This is a genomic window from Marinospirillum perlucidum (assembly GCF_003336805.1).
Taxonomy (GTDB): domain Bacteria; phylum Pseudomonadota; class Gammaproteobacteria; order Pseudomonadales; family Halomonadaceae; genus Marinospirillum; species Marinospirillum perlucidum.
Window position 1 is genome coordinate 60,106 of record NZ_QFWJ01000011.1, and the last position, 18,456, is coordinate 78,561.

Annotated in this window: 16 protein-coding genes; all 16 read right to left on the bottom strand. The window is 54.6% G+C overall.

Translation table 11 applies throughout. The features are described 5' to 3' along the window. Nucleotide 1: 1 nt before the first annotated feature. Nucleotides 2-1,159 carry an HD-GYP domain-containing protein gene (locus tag DFK18_RS12615; protein WP_114418631.1) on the bottom strand — a complete coding sequence of 386 codons (1,158 nt, stop codon included), beginning with the start codon at nt 1,157-1,159 and terminating at the stop codon, nt 2-4. 274 nt (nt 1,160-1,433) lie between these two features. Then, nucleotides 1,434-2,618 carry an O-succinylhomoserine sulfhydrylase gene (locus tag DFK18_RS12620; RefSeq protein ID WP_114418632.1) on the bottom strand — a complete coding sequence of 395 codons (1,185 nt, stop codon included), beginning with the start codon at nt 2,616-2,618 and terminating at the stop codon, nt 1,434-1,436. Nucleotides 2,619-2,680: 62 nt separating this feature from the next. After that, nucleotides 2,681-4,198, bottom strand: coding sequence for an amidophosphoribosyltransferase (purF, locus tag DFK18_RS12625; RefSeq protein WP_114418633.1), 1,518 nt, complete (start codon nt 4,196-4,198; stop codon nt 2,681-2,683). Between the two features lie 11 nt (nt 4,199-4,209). Further along, the gene (locus DFK18_RS12630; protein WP_114418634.1) at nt 4,210-4,695 is read right to left on the bottom strand and encodes a CvpA family protein; all 486 of its coding nucleotides are present in this window, start codon (nt 4,693-4,695) and stop codon (nt 4,210-4,212) included. Nucleotides 4,696-4,710: 15 nt separating this feature from the next. Further along, nucleotides 4,711-5,301, bottom strand: coding sequence for an SPOR domain-containing protein (locus DFK18_RS12635; protein WP_114418635.1), 591 nt, complete (start codon nt 5,299-5,301; stop codon nt 4,711-4,713). Further along, a complete protein-coding gene (gene folC, locus DFK18_RS12640; protein WP_245944390.1) occupies nt 5,286-6,623 on the bottom strand; it encodes a bifunctional tetrahydrofolate synthase/dihydrofolate synthase in 1,338 nt (445 codons plus the stop codon). The genes DFK18_RS12635 and folC overlap by 16 nt, the downstream gene beginning before the upstream one ends. Nucleotides 6,624-6,629: 6 nt before the next feature. After that, a complete protein-coding gene (gene accD / locus DFK18_RS12645; protein ID WP_114418637.1) occupies nt 6,630-7,493 on the bottom strand; it encodes an acetyl-CoA carboxylase, carboxyltransferase subunit beta in 864 nt (287 codons plus the stop codon). A gap of 93 nt (nt 7,494-7,586) precedes the next feature. Further along, nucleotides 7,587-8,390 carry a tryptophan synthase subunit alpha gene (trpA, locus tag DFK18_RS12650; RefSeq protein WP_114418638.1) on the bottom strand — a complete coding sequence of 268 codons (804 nt, stop codon included), beginning with the start codon at nt 8,388-8,390 and terminating at the stop codon, nt 7,587-7,589. Further along, entirely contained in the window at nt 8,387-9,598 is a 1,212-nt protein-coding gene (trpB, locus tag DFK18_RS12655) for a tryptophan synthase subunit beta (protein WP_114418639.1), read from the bottom strand. Before trpB ends, trpA begins: the two co-directional genes overlap by 4 nt. Nucleotides 9,599-9,645: 47 nt before the next feature. Beyond that, nucleotides 9,646-10,296, bottom strand: a complete 651-nt coding sequence (locus DFK18_RS12660; RefSeq protein ID WP_114418640.1) for a phosphoribosylanthranilate isomerase — start codon at nt 10,294-10,296, stop codon at nt 9,646-9,648. Further along, complete coding sequence (truA, locus tag DFK18_RS12665; protein ID WP_114418641.1) at nt 10,289-11,248, bottom strand: tRNA pseudouridine(38-40) synthase TruA; 960 nt, start codon at nt 11,246-11,248, stop codon at nt 10,289-10,291. Before truA ends, DFK18_RS12660 begins: the two co-directional genes overlap by 8 nt. A 1-nt stretch (nt 11,249) precedes the next feature. After that, the gene (locus DFK18_RS12670; protein ID WP_162299779.1) at nt 11,250-13,841 is read right to left on the bottom strand and encodes a FimV/HubP family polar landmark protein; all 2,592 of its coding nucleotides are present in this window, start codon (nt 13,839-13,841) and stop codon (nt 11,250-11,252) included. Between the two features lie 222 nt (nt 13,842-14,063). After that, the gene (gene asd, locus DFK18_RS12675) at nt 14,064-15,170 is read right to left on the bottom strand and encodes an aspartate-semialdehyde dehydrogenase (protein ID WP_114418643.1); all 1,107 of its coding nucleotides are present in this window, start codon (nt 15,168-15,170) and stop codon (nt 14,064-14,066) included. 24 nt (nt 15,171-15,194) lie between these two features. Then, nucleotides 15,195-16,280, bottom strand: coding sequence for a 3-isopropylmalate dehydrogenase (leuB, locus tag DFK18_RS12680; protein WP_114418644.1), 1,086 nt, complete (start codon nt 16,278-16,280; stop codon nt 15,195-15,197). A gap of 36 nt (nt 16,281-16,316) precedes the next feature. Then, the gene (gene leuD / locus DFK18_RS12685) at nt 16,317-16,955 is read right to left on the bottom strand and encodes a 3-isopropylmalate dehydratase small subunit (RefSeq protein ID WP_114418645.1); all 639 of its coding nucleotides are present in this window, start codon (nt 16,953-16,955) and stop codon (nt 16,317-16,319) included. Between the two features lie 15 nt (nt 16,956-16,970). Then, complete coding sequence (gene leuC, locus DFK18_RS12690; protein ID WP_218563960.1) at nt 16,971-18,386, bottom strand: 3-isopropylmalate dehydratase large subunit; 1,416 nt, start codon at nt 18,384-18,386, stop codon at nt 16,971-16,973. Nucleotides 18,387-18,456: the final 70 nt, after the last annotated feature.

Here is an 18,456-nt window from a genome sequence, read left to right on the forward strand (position 1 = left end):
ATTATTCTGCTATGGCGTTACTGACCTTGATACGCCAGAAAAGAAAAGGCTGCAGCGGCTTGAGAATATCCTTGCTGAGAATTTTCTTGATCATCAGTTCGGGATCACTGGTATCCCGGCGCGGTGGATGCATGTAGATCTGCCCGGTTGCTGCACGAATGCCGGCACAAATAGGCGCATGAATGGCGCTGCCTTTTTCCACCACCACGGCTTGATCACCATTTTTCAACTGCACGGGGGTTCCCGGTGGATAGATGCCCAGCTGACTCAAAAACACCTTGCCCAGACGCGCATCCAACAACTGGGAATCTTCACCCAGCATCTGCTTCATGGCCTGACGGGGCGTTAAAAGAGGTCGATATTCGCGAGGTGCCGTCAGGGCAGCATAGCTGTCGGCCAGAGCAACCAGTCTTGCGGTATTGGTTATTGCCTTGCCCTTGAGGCCTTCAGGATAGCCGCTTCCATCCAGGCGCTCATGGTGCTGGGCTACGGCACGCAACCAGATACTGTCTTCCACCCCCATTAATTCCAGCAGCAGCAAAGACCGTTCAGGATGGTTATGGATGGCTTCTTTCTGCTCTTCGGTCAAGGGAGTCTGCTGCTTGTTAAGCTTCTCCTGCAATTGCAACATGCCCAAATTGGCCGTCAGGGTTGCCGCCAGGGCAGAGGTTAACTTCTCTTTACTGGCCTGGAGAGGACGCGCCACCACCGCCAGAATAACGGCACAACGCATGGGATGATCTAGCCAGGAAGGAATTTCTCTGGGCCAATGAGCAGCACCGAGCAAGGCATCCGGTTGCTTATTGGCCAGAAACATCAAGGTTTCACAGATATCGCGGATACGCCGTTCAAAGCCCTTGCCGCTGGTATGCTTTTCCACTTCGTCAAATGCCAGACGCAGCTCTTCATAGAGGCTTTCCAGCTCCAGAAAGGGATTGACGTTGCGGCTGTAACGATGGCGTTTAAAGTCCGTTTCGTCCTGACGGACGATGGTTCTTTCCTTGGGATTGATATACCCCTGAGCCAGCAGTGCCTGAACCTGCTGTTCACTTTCCACTGGCGATCCCTTGGTGAGGAGAACCACGCCACTGCGGGCATAGACATTCAAGGGCGCACGATCGCCAACAATCAGTTGCCCTTTGGCCAGTTTTTCCAGCATCGGCTTCCTGCTCCTTGCCTGCACCCAGTGCCGCTTGCCATTTATTCAGGTAAAACAGGCAACTGGGGCAAAGTAATTAATCGGTTCTTAAAGAAACCAGATTAGCGAATTCAACTTCAAAATGACAGTTGCATTACGCGGCCTTTTTTAACAAAAGGTAACTGGATCTTGCTAAAACCTAATCAAACCAGGACAGGAAATGCCTTGTATTTAACAAGACAAAACCCCGGCCACCTAAAAGTGAACCGGGGTTTTGTCAGCAACTGATTTAAATTTAAGCCGAGAAGCCCCTGGCCAAATCAGCCTGGATATCTTCGATATCCTCCAGGCCAACAGCGACCCGCAGAAGGCCTTCGCTGATTCCGGCAGCCGCCCGGGCTTCCGGGGTCAAGCGGGCATGGGTGGTGGTGGCAGGATGGGTAATGGTGGTCTTGGCATCACCCAGATTTGCGGTAATAGACAGCATTTGTGTGGCATTGACCAGCTTCCAGGCGGCTTCACGTCCACCTTGCATTGCAAAGGAAAGCACCCCGCCAAAGTCACGCATCTGCTTTTTAGCCAACTCATGCTGGGGATGCTCGGGCAAACCGGCATAGTGTACAGCCGCCACGCCGGGCTGTTGTTGCAGCCACTGGGCCAGCTTCAGGGCATTGGCTGAATGGGCCTGCATACGCAGCTTGAGGGTTTCCAAGCCTTTGAGGAATACCCAGGCATTAAAGGGGCTCATGCAAGGACCTGCCGTGCGCACCACGCCAAAGACTTCGGCCATATCCTTGTCATTGCCCACGACAGCGCCACCCAGCATGCGGCCCTGACCATCTAGGTATTTGGTGGCCGAATGAACGACAATATCCGCTCCCAAAGCCAGGGGTTTCTGAAGTGCAGGCGTACAGAAACAATTATCCACGACCAGGCGCAGTCCGCGTTTTTTGGCCAAAGCCGAGAGAGCTTCCAGATCAGCCAGCTCACACAGGGGATTGGAAGGTGTTTCAGCAAACAACAGGCGCGTCTTGTCATTGCAAGCCGCTTCCCAGGCCGACAGATCCTGCAGGTCAACAAAGTGAACACTGATGCCAAAACGTGCCATAAAACGGCCAAAGAGGCCGATCGTGGAACCAAAAACACTACGCGAGCAGACGATTTCATCGCCCTGGTTCAAAAACGCCATACACACGGAGAGGATAGCGGCCATCCCCGAACTGGTGGCAACGGCCCGATCAGCCCCTTCCAGGGCAGCCAGGCGCTCTTCAAAACAGGCCACCGTAGGGTTGGTAAAGCGTGAATAGATATTCACTTCCCCGGTTTCGTTGGCAAAGCAGTCAGCAGCCTGCTCGGCTGATTCAAAAACAAAGCTGGAGGTAGTAAAAATCGGCTCGGCATGCTCGCGTTCAGCAGTGCGTCGATGACCGGTACGCAGGGCCTGTGTAGCAGGACCCCAGGGTTTATCCTGTTCAGACATAAGCTTCTCTTGGTTACAGACCCCGCCCCCGGCAAAGCTAGGGACCTTGGGAGTATCCCGGCCTAGTCAGCCGAGCTGTCGTTATGCAAATCGATGGCCGAGTTATCAGCAGTATCCTTGCTGCTCTTGGCCGCATCATTGCGCTGGTTTTCCAGGCGTTCCAGGTAGGCTGCATCAATACCGCCGGTTACATAGTGGCCATCGAAGACCGAGCAATCAAAACCATCAACCTGGGGATTCAATTCCTTGCAAGCGGCAACCAGATCGTCAATATCCTGATAAACCAGCCAGTCGGCACCGATCAGATCACCCACTTCCTGCTCGGTACGCCCATGAGCAATCAGCTCCTGAGCAGCCGGCATATCTATGCCATAGACATTGGGATAGCGTACGGCTGGAGCCGCCGAGGCAAAATAAACCTTCTTGGCACCTGCATCACGAGCCATCTGGATAATTTCATTACAGGTGGTACCGCGAACGATGGAGTCATCCACCAACATGACCGTCTTGTCTTTGAACTCCATGGAAATGGCATTGAGCTTCTGACGCACGGATTTTTTACGCTGCGTCTGACCGGGCATGATAAAGGTACGGCCGATGTAGCGGTTCTTGATAAAACCTTCGCGATAGGTCACACCCAGATGCTGGGCCAGCTCCAGGGCTGAGGTACGACTGGTGTCGGGGATGGGAATGACCACATCAATATCATGCTCGGGCATAACCCGGCGAATTTTTTCGGCCAGCTTTTCACCCATCTGCATGCGCGCATGGTAGATATTGATGCCATCCATGATGGAGTCAGGACGAGCCAGGTACACATGCTCGAAAATACAGGGAGTCAGTTTGGGGGCAGCCGCACAGACTCGGGTGTGAAGTTCGCCATCACGGTCAATATAAATGGCTTCACCGGGTTGGAGATCACGAACCAGTTCAAATCCGGCCACATCCAGCGCTACGCTTTCCGAGGCGATCATATACTCGGTGCCTTGGCTGGATTCGCGCTTGCCGTAGACTATCGGACGTATGCCATAGGGATCACGAAAACCCACCAGACCGTAACCACTGATCATGGCGACAGCAACATAGCCGCCTTCACACCGCTCGTAAACACGAGCAATCGCTGAAAACATGTCATCCGGGGTCAGGGTCATGCCCTGCTTGCCCAGCTCATGGGCAAACACATTCAAGAGGACTTCGGAATCGGAATTGGTGTTGATATGACGCAGATCCGTACGATACAACTCTTCTGTCAGGGCTTCAGAGTTGGTCAGATTACCGTTGTGCGCCAGGGCAATACCATAGGGAGAATTGACGTAAAAAGGCTGGGATTCGGCCTCGCTGGATGAACCTGCTGTGGGGTAGCGAACATGGCCGATACCCATGTTGCCCGTCAGACGCTTCATGTGGCGGGTTCTGAAGACATCCCGCACCAGACCATTGCTCTTGCGCAAGAAGAATCGCCCCTGATCGCAGGTCATGATGCCTGCTGCGTCCTGGCCGCGATGCTGTAATACAGTCAGGCTGTCGAACAGCATCTGGTTGACCGGTTCATGGGCCAAAATACCCGTTATTCCACACATGAAGCTTTCACCTATTTACTGATGTAATCATTGAGATGGGAGGCACTGTAATCACGCACCTCTTCCATATAAGGCATCAATCGGGATTCCTGCCAGAGGCTGTGATTGCGTAGATCGGTTAAGCTGGCCACAGCCACACCCAACACGATAATCACGACCCCGCGCAGGGCTCCGAAGAGAATACCCAGCAATCGATCCAGCTTACCCAGACCAATTTTCTGCACTAGCGTACCCAGTGCACTGCAAACCACCCGGCTGGCCAGCAACACCAACAGCGTGATACTGACGTAGGCAGCAGCCAACTGCAGCCCCGGATCAGCCAGAAGAGAAGCAAACAAGGGCGCCACCTGCTGCCCCAACATGCGTGCAGCTAACAAGGCGGCAATCCAGCCAGCCAGGGATAAAACCTGCTGCACAAAGCCTTTCCAGAAAGCCAGCAGCATGGAAGCCACCAGGATAACCAGAAAAACCAGATCCAGTGAATTGAGACCGAACATCTTCCTTAGTGCTCCTTAATCAATCGACTCGGGTAAACTGCCCTGTTCACGGGCGACACTTTCAGACACATAAGCCTTGAGCAGGGTTTTCACGCCCAGAGCCTGCAAGAGTTTATCCTGGGTGGTACGCGCCTGCTGCTGGGTTATAAAAGGGCCGACAAAAACCACTGCCAGACCATTAATCTTGCGCCAATAGGGACGGTACTGCTGTTCCCTCAGGCGGGTTACCATGCGCTTGGCATTGGCATCATCAGAGAAGCTGGCCACCTGTATGGACCAGGCTTCCACACCCCCTTCCTCGGCCAGCATCAAAGCTGACCGGGAGTCCTCGTCCACGGAAGTAGACGACTCACTCGTGTTTGACGAGGCTCCTTGTTCGGGTGAAGAAGTCTCAGCTGTTTGCGTCTCTTCATGAGTCGCTGACAATTGCGGAGCTTCCGGCCGATCCACCTCAACCTCCAGGGGATCCGGAGTAGGCGGCGTGATAATTTTATCAGATAGTGGTAGGGGCGCACGCTCTTCTTCCAACACAAAGGGTAGAAAAATGACCGCCAGAGCAATCAAAGCCACGGCTCCCACCAGCCTTTCCTTCAGACCGTAACGCATGAGGCCTCCTTGGAAACGGGCATTAACTCCAGAAACAAAGCCAGGGTAAAGAAGGACCCTAACACCAGGATTTCATCCACTTCACCTGCCGCTAAGGCAGCTTCACCCTCACGATAAAGCCTTGCCGCCTCATCCCAGTCAGCCATCTGCTCAACCCTGGCGCCCAGTTTCTGCAGAACACCGGCCAAATCACCAGGTGCAGCGGCACGCGGTGTAGGCAAACCGGTCACCCACCAGGCATCCACCCGTTCTAATAGAGGTTCCAGGGTGCCCTGTTGATCCTTATCGGCCATCATGCCCACAACAGCCAAACGCCGCTTGGGTGTTTCCTTGAGTTTTGCTGCCATATAAGCCGCTGCCTGGGGATTATGGGCCACATCCAGCAACCAGCCCCCCTGACGTTGCCAGCGACCCGTCAGTTGAGCGGTTTGCAACCCCTGACTAATGGCAGCAGTCGTCAACGGGCAAGCGGCCAGCATCAAAGCCTGGATGCTGGTGGCGGCATTATCCCAGGGGAGCTGTGGCCAGGGTAAGGCATCCAGTTTCAGGGGCTTGCCCTGGGCATCAAGGCCTTGCCAGGTCCAGGATTGCTCCTGATCTTCACGGAAAAATTCGCGCCCCAACTGAGCGATATGGCAAGAAAGCTCTTCGGCTCTCTGGCGAACCGATGCAGGCAGATTAGCAGGCGAACTGCCTAGAACAGCTTTCCCCCCGGGACGGAAAATACCAGCCTTCTCCTGCCCGATGACCTGCAGGTCACTGCCCAGGTATTCCTGATGATCCAGGCCAACGGTGGTTACGACTGCAACATCGGCATCGACCAGATTAACGGCATCCAGACGCCCACCCAGGCCGACTTCGAGCAGCCAGAGATCAAGATCGGCCTCTGCAAAGATCAGCAGGGCGGCCAGGGTGGCAAACTCAAAGTAACTCAGAGAAATGGGCGGTCGGTCCACTTGCAGGCGGGCTGCTTCTATCGCCTCAAAGGCAGCTACCAGCTCGGCATCTTCAACCGGCTGGCCGTCAAGCTGAATACGTTCATTAAAACGCAGAAAATGTGGAGAGGTATAGCTGCCGACCCTAAGGCCAGCAGCTTGAGCAATCGCCAATGAAAGCGTGAGCGTGGAACCCTTGCCGTTGGTTCCGGCAAAGGTCAGCACCTGAGGCCGTCTGGATTCAGCAGTCAGCGGCAACCCGAGCCTGCGGGCCACTTCACCAACGCGTTCCAGACCCAGGTCGATCTCACGTGAGTGCAGATTTTCCAGCCGCTTGAGCCAGGCATCGAGCGAACCGGAGAAGGTTTTCACTGGCTTGCTGCTCACCAGAGATCAGGCAGCGGGCTGGTGAGTCATTTTGCGTAGCAAATCAGCAAGCTTGGAGGACATTTCGTGTCGATGAATAATCATGTCGACGGTACCATGCTCCAACAGGAATTCTGCACGCTGAAAACCTTCCGGCAACTTTTCCCGCACTGTCTGCTCGATCACTCGGGGACCGGCAAAACCGCAGAGCGCAAAAGGCTCGGAAACATTCAAATCACCCAGCATGGCCAGGGAAGCGGAAACACCACCGTAAACAGGGTCGGTCAGTACGGAGATGTAGGGAACCCCTGCTTTTTTCAGACGCTCCAGCGCCGCAGAGGTCTTGGCCATCTGCATCAGAGAGAAGAGGGCTTCCTGCATGCGTGCACCACCGGAGGCGGAGAAACAAACCAGGGGAATGCGTTCTTTCAGGGCAATTTCAGCAGCGCGAACAAACTTCTCGCCCACCACTGACCCCATGGAGCCACCCATAAAATTGAATTCAAAGGCAACTGCCACCAGAGGCAGACCCGTCAACTCACCCCGCATGGCAATCAGGGCATCCTTCTCACCCGTGGATTTTTGCGCAGCGCTCAAGCGATCCTTGTATTTTTTGGAATCCTTGAATTTGAGGCGATCCACTGGCTCCAGATCTGCGGCCAGCTCTTCGGCCGTACCCTTATCCAGAAAAGCTTCCAGACGCTTGCGGGCCGTCAGGCGCATGTGGTGATCACACTTGGGGCAGACATGCTGATTCTTTTCCAGCTCAGGGCGGTAAAGGGCAGCCTCACACTTGGGGCACTTGCGCCACAAGCCTTCGGGCACATTAGCCTTGCGCTCAACGTTATCGGAGCGAATGATGGAAGGAACAATTCTGTCTAACCAGCTCATAAATTCTTTAACCTGCTAATTAATTATCGGTAGCCCTGCTAATGGCGTGCATTTTACCTCAAGTACACCCCGGCAGGAAATCCCGGATAGCGGTCAGGCATCCAGTGCCTGACGCATTTCGCCCAAAACTTCTTGCAAACGCGGCACGATCTTCTCGGGCTGATCGGCCAGTTCGGCAATCTGACTCACCAGGGCGCTGCCAACAATGACCCCATCGGAAACTTCCGCCAAAGCCCGGGCCGTCTGGCCATCACGGATACCAAAGCCCACCGCCAGTGGCAGGTCAGTAATACCGGCAAATTCATTGAGCTTTTCGGCAACAGCCGGGATATCCAGTGTTGCCGAGCCGGTCACCCCTTTCAGGGAAACATAGTAGAGGTAGCCGCTGCCTGCCGCTGCGATCTTGCGAGCCCGCTCCAGGGTAGTGGTTGGAGCCAGCAGGAAGACGCTATCCATCTCCTGACCCTTGAGCAAGTCGGCAAACTCCTCAGCTTCTTCAGGGGGCAGGTCCACCACCAGAACCCCGTCAATACCGGCCATGGCTGCGGCCTTGACGAAGGTGTCATAACCCAGGGCTTCAATGGGGTTCAAATACCCCATGAGCACCACGGGGGTAGTCTGGTCTTTCTTGCGGAACTCGGTCACCAACTGGAAGACATCCAAGGTGGTCGTCCCCTTTTTCAGGGCACGTTCACAGGCTTTTTGAATCACCGGGCCATCAGCCATGGGATCGGAAAAGGGAACCCCCAGCTCGAGAATATCAGCACCGGCTTCCACCAGGGCATGCATGATCGCCACGGTCTGCTCGGGGGCAGGGTCACCCGCTGTCACAAAGGGAATCAACGCCTTGCGGCCCTCTTTTTTCAATTGCGCAAAGGTTTTTTGAATACGGCTCATAAACTGATCCCCTGCATGGCGGCTACGGTCATAATATCCTTGTCACCCCGACCGGAAAGATTCACGACCAGGTGCTGGTCTGGCTTCATGGTTTGCGCCAGTTTTTTGGCATAGGCCAGAGCATGGGAGGATTCCAGGGCTGGAATTATCCCCTCGAAATAACACAGATCCTGGAAGGCTTCCATGACTTCCTTATCAGTGGCCACTTCATACTGAACCCGGCCGATATCCTTGAGATAGGAATGCTCGGGACCTACGCCAGGGTAATCCAGACCGGCAGAAATCGAGTGAGTTTCAATGATCTGACCGGCTGCATCTTCCATCAGGTAGGTACGGTTACCATGCAAAACACCGGGGCGACCGGCATTCAAAGGTGCGGCGTGACGCCCGGTTTCCAGGCCATCACCGCCGGCTTCGACACCGTACATGGCCACTTCATCATCGGTCAGGAAGGGGTGGAAAAGACCCAGTGCATTGGAACCGCCGCCCACGCAGGCAATCAGTGCATCCGGCAAGCGACCGATCTGTTCTAGTGACTGGCGTCTGGCTTCACGCCCGGCCACGGCGTTGAAATCACGTACCAGCTGCGGATAGGGATGAGGCCCAGCCACCGTACCGATGATATAGAAGGTATCGTCAACATTGGTCACCCAGTCACGCAGGGCTTCATTCATGGCATCCTTGAGAGTCTTGGAACCTGACTCGACCGGAATCACCTCAGCCCCCAAAAGCTTCATGCGATAAACATTGGGCGATTGACGCTGAACGTCATCAGCCCCCATGTAGACCTGACATTTCAACCCCAGACGGGCTGCAACCGTAGCCGTGGCCACACCATGCTGACCGGCACCGGTTTCAGCAATCACCCGCGGCTTACCGGAATACTTGGCCAGAAGGGCCTGACCAATGGTGTTGTTCACCTTGTGAGCACCGGTATGGTTGAGGTCTTCACGCTTCAACCAGATCTGGGCACCACCGAGATGCTGAGACCAGCGTTCAGCTGGATACAGAGGAGAAGGACGACCGACATAGAGGGCCAGGTCGCGGTCAAATTCGGCCTGAAAATCAGGATCAGCGCTGAGTCGCCTGTACTGTTCATCGAGCTGCTCCAAGGCAAAGCTCAGGGTTTCAGAAACAAAACGACCGCCGTATTTGCCGAAATGCCCTCGGGCATCCGGCAGTTTTAACAAGTCAGCATATTTTGACACTTTCACACCTCGGATTAATCATCGGGTTCAGCAAGCCGGATTGCTTTCTATTGATGGCCTAGAGCCACCACTTCCATAAACTGAGTCATTTTGCTGGCGCATTTTATACCCCGGCTGGCTTCGACTCCACCGGAAACATCTACGCCATAAGGCCGGGCAATTTTTACTGCCTCGGCCAGATTGTCAGGATTCAAGCCGCCCGCCAGTATCCAGGCACGCGGGTCGTCCTGGGGAAAACGCTGCCAGTCAAAACGCTCGCCCGTGCCTCCGGGGACTCCCGGCTGGTAGGCATCCAGCAAAAAACCCTGGGCTGAAGGCCAGCGCCGGGCTTCCTCAAGTGGATCCAGGTCCGGTTTCATACGCAGGGCCTTGATATAAGGACGACCAAAACCGGCGCACAAGGCCTCGTCTTCATCGCCGTGAAACTGCAGCAGATCCAGGGGCACCTGGGACAGAACCTCTTTCACCCAGGCAGGCTCGGGATCGACAAAAAGACCTACAGTGGTCACAAAAGGAGAAACCGCATGCAACAACTTGGCCGCTTCTTGCGGGCTGACCGAACGCGGGCTGGGCGGGTAAAAAACCAAACCCAGCGCATCAGCCCCGGCTCTGACAGCAGCCTCAACATCCTGCTTTCGTGTCAGACCACAAATCTTGGCACGAATTCTTAATGGCTGCGGCCTTGCTGTATCAGACATCGGCGGGATTATCCTCGTTGGCGGCGGTTGCACGTGGTTGTGAGCGGGTCAGATCACTACGATACCATTCCGGCAGGAAATCCGGATAGGGCGCATCCAGATCCTCATCCGCCAAAAGTGTGAGAAAATTGGGGCCCAGGCGTTCAACCGGTAGTCCCAGATCAGCCGGATAAAGGGCAGCGACAAAATAGAGACCATCTGCCGGTGCGGTCATACCCGCCAGGGCTCGCTGGCGACTGGCCAGCAGTTCGGACATCCACTCCAGCGGCTTATCACCCTGTCCAATACGAATCAGGCTGCCCACGATATTACGCACCATATGATGCAAAAAAGCATTGGCCTGAATATCCACGATAATCAAGTCACCGCGGCGCAGCACCCGGATAAAATGCAGGTGCCGCCAGGCGATCCGGGATTGGCAACGAACCGAGCGAAAAGCAGAAAAATCTTTTTCCCCGACCAACTGCTGGGCAGCCAGGTGCATTCTTTCAGCATCCAGGGGTTGATTCCACCAGGTCATCTGCTGGTGCAAAATGGAATTACGCGTACGATGGTTATAGATAATATAACGATAGCGACGAGCCAGAGCGGAATGGCGGGCATGAAAGCTATCCGGTACGGAGCGCGCCCAACGCACCCTTAGATCCGAAGGCAGGCGTCCGTTGACACCCAGCGTCCAGGCGCGTTCAGGGAAGCTGCGTGTGGTATCAAAATGAACCACCATACCACTGGCATGAACTCCGGCATCCGTGCGGCCAGCGCACATCACCGAAATCGGCTCACCCGCCTGTTCGCTCAGCCCCTTTTCCAACAAAGGCTGGAGGCTGGGAATACCTTCGCTTTGGGTTTGCCAGCCGCGGTAATCACTGCCCTGGTACTCGATTCCCAGGGCGATACGTCCAGAGCTGGCACGGGTTTCATCAAAAAGTTCAAAAGGGTCAAGCAAAGCCATATCAGGAGTTCAGAGACTCCAGCATCTGTCGGGCTGTTGCCTGTTGATCGGCATCCCCTTCAGCAGCCACCTTATCGAGAATCTCCTGAGCACCCTGCTTGTCTCCCATCTCGATGTAGGCAGTCGCCAGATCCAGCTGGGTATTGAGGTCATCACTGTTACCGTCAAAGTCCAGATCATCTCCCAGATCACCCAGCTCATCCAGGCTGCTCAAGTCATCATCACTGAAATCCAGGGATTCTTCACTCACCTGAGGTTCGGCAGCGGCCTGAGGTTCAGAATCCAGATCACTGAGTTCCAAGCTGTCCAGATCAGCCAAATCATCTTCCCAGACATCCGAAGAATCCTGAGTATCCGAAGACAGGGGTTCACCTTGATGCTCACTAGTCAGTTCGGACAGATCTTCACTCAACGAAGAAAGCTCTTCATCTACTCCAGGAGCACGCTCAAGCTCTTGATCCTGCTCGGATTGAGGCTCATCAGCAACATCAGATGAAACCTCGTCCAGTGCCGACATAAAATCATCAGCATCGGAATGGTAATCTACGGGTTCAAAATCCTGGATATCACTGGTGTCTGAATTCAGCTCATTTTCATCCAGAGGTTTTTCCAGATCCAGCTCCAGATCCAGGTCTTCCGCTTCATTCTCATCCAGTTCTTCCAGATCACTGAGATCGTCTTCCAGATCTTCTTCCTGGCTGGGCTGCAAAGGCGGATTCTGGGTCAGGACTTCATCCAGCTCAGCTTCCAGATCACCTAGATGATCGGGATCATCCAGCTCGTCGGAGGTCTCTTCGTGGGCTTCAGAAAGAGGCACGGATTCCGGTGCGGTTTCCGGCACTTCAGCCTCTTCAGGACCAAAAATGGCATCCAGATCCAGGTCATCCAGCTCATCATCCGGCAACTCCAGTTGACCCAGCTCTTCCGCTTCAGCTTCCTCTTTGGCTGCTACTGCAGCGGCAGCTCCGGCAGTGGCGGCCCCTGCTGTAGAAGCGGCTTCTTTCTTCAACCCCTGGAGGGCATCAGCGCGCTCCTGCTGCTCTGGAGTTGGCGAATGAGCGGCCAGTTGCTCGTAATGCTGGTCAAAGGCATCTTCATCCCCCATTTCCAGCAGCACTTCCAGCAGCTTGACCCGCATGTCATTGCGTTCAGGCTGAGATTCCAGAGCGGTTTGCAGGCAACCGGCCGCCTGTTCCAGACGCCCATAAGCGATAAACATTTCCGCTTCCTGCAGCGGATCCCGCTCCTGAGGTGTGGAGTCAGCACTGGGCTTGGGTGGCTTGGGGGCAGGCTCAGCTTCGCTGAAGTCTTCTTCCAATTCGGCCAGATCACTGAGGTCATCATCCAGGCTCAGGTCGTCATCTAGGCCCAGATCATCATCCAATCCAAGGTCATCATCCAAGCCCAGATCCGCTTCGAGCTCCAAATCATCGGTCAGGTGGTCATCCAGATCATCGTAATCTTCGTCGAGTCCCTGCAGCGGCTGAGCATTCAGATCACGGTCAAAATCTTCAGAATGAGCATTACTGCCTGTCAGACTGCGTAACTCTTCTTCACGTTGACGGGCTTCCTGCTCCTCATTGTATTCCCGCGCCTGCTGAATCAGCTTGCGGCGGGTGGAAATCAAGGCCAGAAGCACCAGCAGCAAGACCAGCAAGGAGGTGCCCAGGGCTGCATAAATACCTGGCTGAGCCTTGATTTCAGCGGTTAACTGGCCGGCAAAGTCTTGTGGTTGAGGTTCGGGAGCGGTGGCTGGCTGATTATTGTTACTGGGAGCTGGGGCCGCTGGGCGAGCCTGACCGGCCTCAGCCAGCTGCTCTTCCATTTCAGTCAACTGTTCGTCTTTAAGGCGTAGGAGCTGCTGCAAAGTATTCAGCTGTTCCTGCATTTCAGAGATACGTGTCGCCAGCTCATCTTTCTCGCGTTCTACCCGATGCAGATTGTCTTCACTGCGCTCCAGGCGGGTTCTCAACTCACCGATCAATTGCTGTTGCTCAGTAGCGGCTTCACCTGCTTCTGCATCATTACTCAGTTCCAGCTCATCACGTTCACCAGCAGTATTGCGATTAGTGGGTGTTGAAGTGGTCGTAGGCGTCGAGGAAGCAGTTTCACTCGTTGTGCTGGCTGATGTCTGGGCAGTGGGCTGGCGAGGTGCGCGACTGGCGACCCATGCCTGGTTCTGACGCCGGACTTCGGCTTCAGCTTCACTGGCAGTCCGGCTACGCATGGCGCTGGCTGAAGGAATGACCAGTGTCGAGCCGACTTCCATCTCATTAATATTGCCGGTGGGAAAGGCTCTGGGATTGGCATCGCGGATGGCCAGCATGGCCTGTTTGATGGTGATATTGCGGGAAGGGCGATGAACGCGGGCCAGACTCCACAGAGTGTCTCTAGGACCAACATTGATACGTCTGCTACCGGAATCAATGGCAGAGGCCTGAGCAGTCAACAATTCTTCGGCACTCAGGGCAGCAGGTGAAGCATGGAGCCGGGAATCTTCCCAGAAATAAGCGGGCTGCTCATTGTCTGCAGCCAAGCTCAGGGGGGCTAGAGCAACGCCTGCAATCACTAGAAAACTACGCCATGAACGCATCTTTTTGACCTTCCTCTGCATACCCTGCCCCATGATTATTCTTAAAAAAACCTGTGGAAAAACTTCCAGATTCCCGCTTGCTTTATATAGATAGGCTTTTTTTAACAGTTTTTCAGCGGTTTGTCATTGCTGTTTATACTTTTGTCACCAACTGGCAGGTGGTTGGCTTAAAAAAGTGGGCTGCCTTTTAGCAGCCCACTCCAAGCACATTATGGCCTGCTTTTAGCGCTTCAACAAGATATGCAGCATACGGCGCAGGGGTTCTGCCGCGCCCCAAAGCAGCTGATCGCCAACAGAGAAGGCAGACAGATACTCAGGCCCCATTTTCATCTTGCGCAGACGACCCACGGGTACACTCAGGGTGCCTGTTACCTGAGTCGGGCTCAACTCGGCAATAGAAGCATCACGCTCGTTAGGGATCACCTTGGACCACTGGTTGTGTTCATCGAGCATTTCTTCGATTTCATCCAGAGGCACGTCTTTTTTCAGCTTGATGGTAAACGCCTGGCTGTGGCAACGCATGGAGCCAACGCGAACACAGATGCCATCGATGGGAATAGGATTGCCATCGCTACCCAGGATCTTGTTGGTTTCCACCGAGCCTTTCCATTCTTCCTTACTCTGACGGCTCTCCAGCTGCTTGTCGATATAAGGAATCAAGCTGCCACCCAGGGGCACGCCGAACTGGTCTGTGGGGAAATCCGGTGAACGCATGGCTTCAGCCACTTTACGATCAATATCCAGAATGGCAGAACCTGGATCAGCCAGTTCACTGCTAACACTCTGGTGAATAGCACCCATCTGGTTGAGCAGCTCACGCATATTCTGCGCACCCGCACCGGAAGCCGCCTGATAGGTCATGGAAGTTGTCCATTCCACCAGCTGCTGATCAAAGAGACCACCCAGCCCCATCAGCATCAGGCTGACGGTGCAGTTACCACCAACAAAGGTCTTCACACCGGCTTCCAGGCCCTTGTCGATGACATCCCGGTTAACCGGATCAAGCACGATAATGCTGTCGTCAGCCATACGCAGACTGGAAGCAGCATCGATCCAGTAGCCCTTCCAACCGCTTTCACGCAGAGGACCATAGACTTCATTGGTGTAGTCACCACCCTGGCAGGTAACGATCACATCCAGCTTTTTCAGGGCATCCAGATCGGTTGCACTCTGCAGTGGCTGGCCATCAGGACCCGGCTTGCCTGCTTGAGAAGTAGTAAAATATACCGCTTCAAACAGATCAAAATCCTTTTCTTCCTGCATGCGTTGCATGAGTACCGAGCCGACCATTCCACGCCAGCCGACCAGACCTACTGTTAATTTGCTCATAGCTACCTCAATTCTGTTTTGGATTTAAAGGGCTTTCAGGGCGTCCACGACGGCCGCACCCATTTCCTTCGTACCCACCTTGCGGGTATCGGCAGACTGGATGTCCGCCGTACGCAGCCCCTGATCCAGGACTTTGCTGACTGCTTCTTCAATCTTGGCGGCCACTTCAGCTTCACCCAAAGAATAGCGCAGTAACATGGCCACCGACAAAATTGTGGCCAGCGGATTAGCCATATCCTGACCGGCAATATCCGGCGCTGAGCCGTGACAGGGTTCATACATCCCCTTGGCATTTTCATCCAAGGAAGCTGAAGGCAACATCCCGATGGAACCGGTCAGCATGGCGGCTTCATCAGAAAGGATATCGCCAAACATGTTACCTGTGACCACCACGTCAAACTGCTTGGGTGCGCGCACCAGTTGCATAGCGGCGTTGTCCACGTACATGTGGGAGAGTTCAACATCAGGGTAGTCCTTGGCCACTTCTTCCATCACGTCACGCCAGAGCATGGTGACTTCCAGAACGTTGGCCTTGTCGACCGAACAAACCCGCTTGTTGCGCTTGCGCGCCATTTCAAAGGCCACCTTGCCAATCCGGCGAATTTCGCTTTCGGAATAAACATAGGTGTTAAAACCTTCCTTCTCGCCGGAATCCAGCTCACGAATGCCACGTGGCTGACCAAAATAGATGCCCCCGGTCAGCTCACGTACAATCATGATGTCCAGACCGGAAACGACTTCCGGCTTGAGGCTGGATGCTTCGGCCAGTTGGGGGTAAAGAATAGCCGGACGCAGGTTACCAAAGAGTTTCAATTCCTTGCGCAAACCCAAGAGCCCGCGTTCGGGACGCTTGGAAATATCCGGCAGCTTGTCCCATTTGGGACCACCCACGGCCCCCAGCAGAATAGCATCCGCTGTCTTGGCCTTTTCCAGGGTTTCAGCCGGCAGGGGTTCACCACTGGCATCATAGCCGGCACCACCGACCAGACCTTCTTCCCAGCTGATATCCACACCCAGCTGATCACGGCAGACTTCCAGTACACGTACTGCCTGGGCAGTGATCTCGGGACCGATGCCATCACCGGGCAGGACCAGAATTTTTTTGCTCATTTCAAATCTCTCAAAGTGGGTTCAGTTTTCTTGTAATCAGGAGAAAATCCAGGGCGTCACCTGGCTGCGTTTCGCTTCATAGGCCTGGATTGCCTCGGCGTCCTGCAGGGTAATACCGATATCATCCAGACCTTCGATCAAACAATGCTTGCGGAAGGGGTCAACTTCGAAACTCAATACCTCCCCGGATGGGGTGGTCACCGTCTGGGCAGGCAGATCGATAGCCAGACGATAGCCTTCATTGGCCTCGACTTCCTGGAAGAGGCGGTCGATGACGGCTTCATCCAGCTTGATCAGCAAGAGGCCATTTTTAGGCGCATTGTTAAAGAAAATATCGGCAAAACTGGGTGCGATAACCGCACGAAAACCATAATCAACCAGTGCCCAGGGCGCGTGCTCACGCGAGGAACCACAACCAAAGTTCTTGCGACTCAAGAGGATTTCACTGCCCTGGTAGCGAGGCTGATTCAAGACAAAATCCGGATTCAAAGGGCGCTTGGAAGCATCCTGACCGGGATAGCCTTCATCCAGATAACGCAACTCATCAAACAGATTAGGGCCAAAGCCGGTGCGCTTGATGGATTTCAAAAACTGCTTGGGAATGATCAGGTCAGTATCGACATTGGCACGATCCAGGGGTGCTACCAGGCCATTCACTTGGGTAAATTTCTGCATTGCTCTTCTCCTGCCTCAAAATTCCCGAACATCGACAAAGTGACCGGCAATCGCTGCCGCGGCAGCCATCCCCGGGCTGACCAGATGGGTGCGCCCACCATAGCCCTGACGACCTTCAAAGTTACGGTTGGAGGTGGAGGCGCAGTGCTCCCCCTGCCCCAGCTTGTCGGCATTCATGGCCAGACACATGGAACAACCGGGCTCACGCCATTCAAAACCGGCTTCAATAAAGATTTTATCCAGACCTTCTTCTTCTGCCTGTTGCTTAACCAGACCCGACCCTGGCACCACCAGTGCCTGTTTGAGGCTAGCTGCAACCCGACGTCCCTTGGCGACGGCAGCGGCTTCACGCAGATCTTCAATCCGCGAGTTGGTGCAGGAACCGATAAAGACACGATCCAACTGGATGTCGGTAATTGCCTGACCGGGCTCCAAGCCCATGTACTTGAGTGCCGCTTCCCAGCTCTTGCGCTGGTTGTCATCTTCGGCCTTTTCCAGTTCGGGCACGCGATCTGTCACAGCCACGACCATCTCCGGCGAGGTTCCCCAACTGACCTGAGGCTCAATGCGCGCGGCATCCAGCTTAACCACCTTATCAAAGCTGGCATCAGCATCCGAGTGCAGGGTTTTCCAGTAGGCAACCGCCTTGTCCCAGTCTTCACCCTGGGGGGCAAAGGGACGGCCCTTGACATAATCCAGAGTGACCTGGTCGCAGCCCACCAGCCCCACACGAGCACCGGCTTCAATGGCCATGTTACAGATGGTCATCCGACCTTCCATGGACAGGCTGGCAATGGCAGAGCCAGCAAATTCCATGGCATAACCGGTTCCTCCGGCTGTCCCGATTTCACCGATAACCGCCAGAATAATATCCTTGGCAGTCACGCCGGGCTGTAGATCACCATCCACCTGGATCAACAGGTTTTTCATCTTGCGCTGAATCAGACACTGGGTTGCCAGCACATGCTCGACTTCGGAAGTACCCACCCCATGAGCCAAGGCAGCAAAAGCGCCGTGCGTGGCCGTATGGGAATCACCACAAACCAGCGTCATGCCCGGCAGGGTGGCACCCTGCTCGGGACCAACCACGTGTACAATCCCCTGACGCGGATCATTGATTTTAAACTCGGTAATGCCAAATTCATCGCAGTTGTCATCCAGGGTTTGCACCTGAATGCGCGAGGTTTCGTCTTCAATACCACTGACCCCGACCTGGCGTTCTTTATTGGTCGTAGGTACATTATGATCCGGTGTAGCCAGGTTGGCGCTCAAACGCCAAGGCTGACGCCCAGCCAGACGCAGGCCTTCAAAAGCCTGGGGGGAAGTGACTTCGTGCAGCAACTGGCGATCAATGTAAATCAGCGCGGTACCATCATCACGCTGCTTGACCAAATGAGCATCCCAAAGTTTATCGTACAGGGTCAGGGCCATGTTTTTTCTCCTCAGTCATGAGTCTTAGAAATGACTCTTGCCTCCATCTTAGCGCCTGTGATTCAATAAC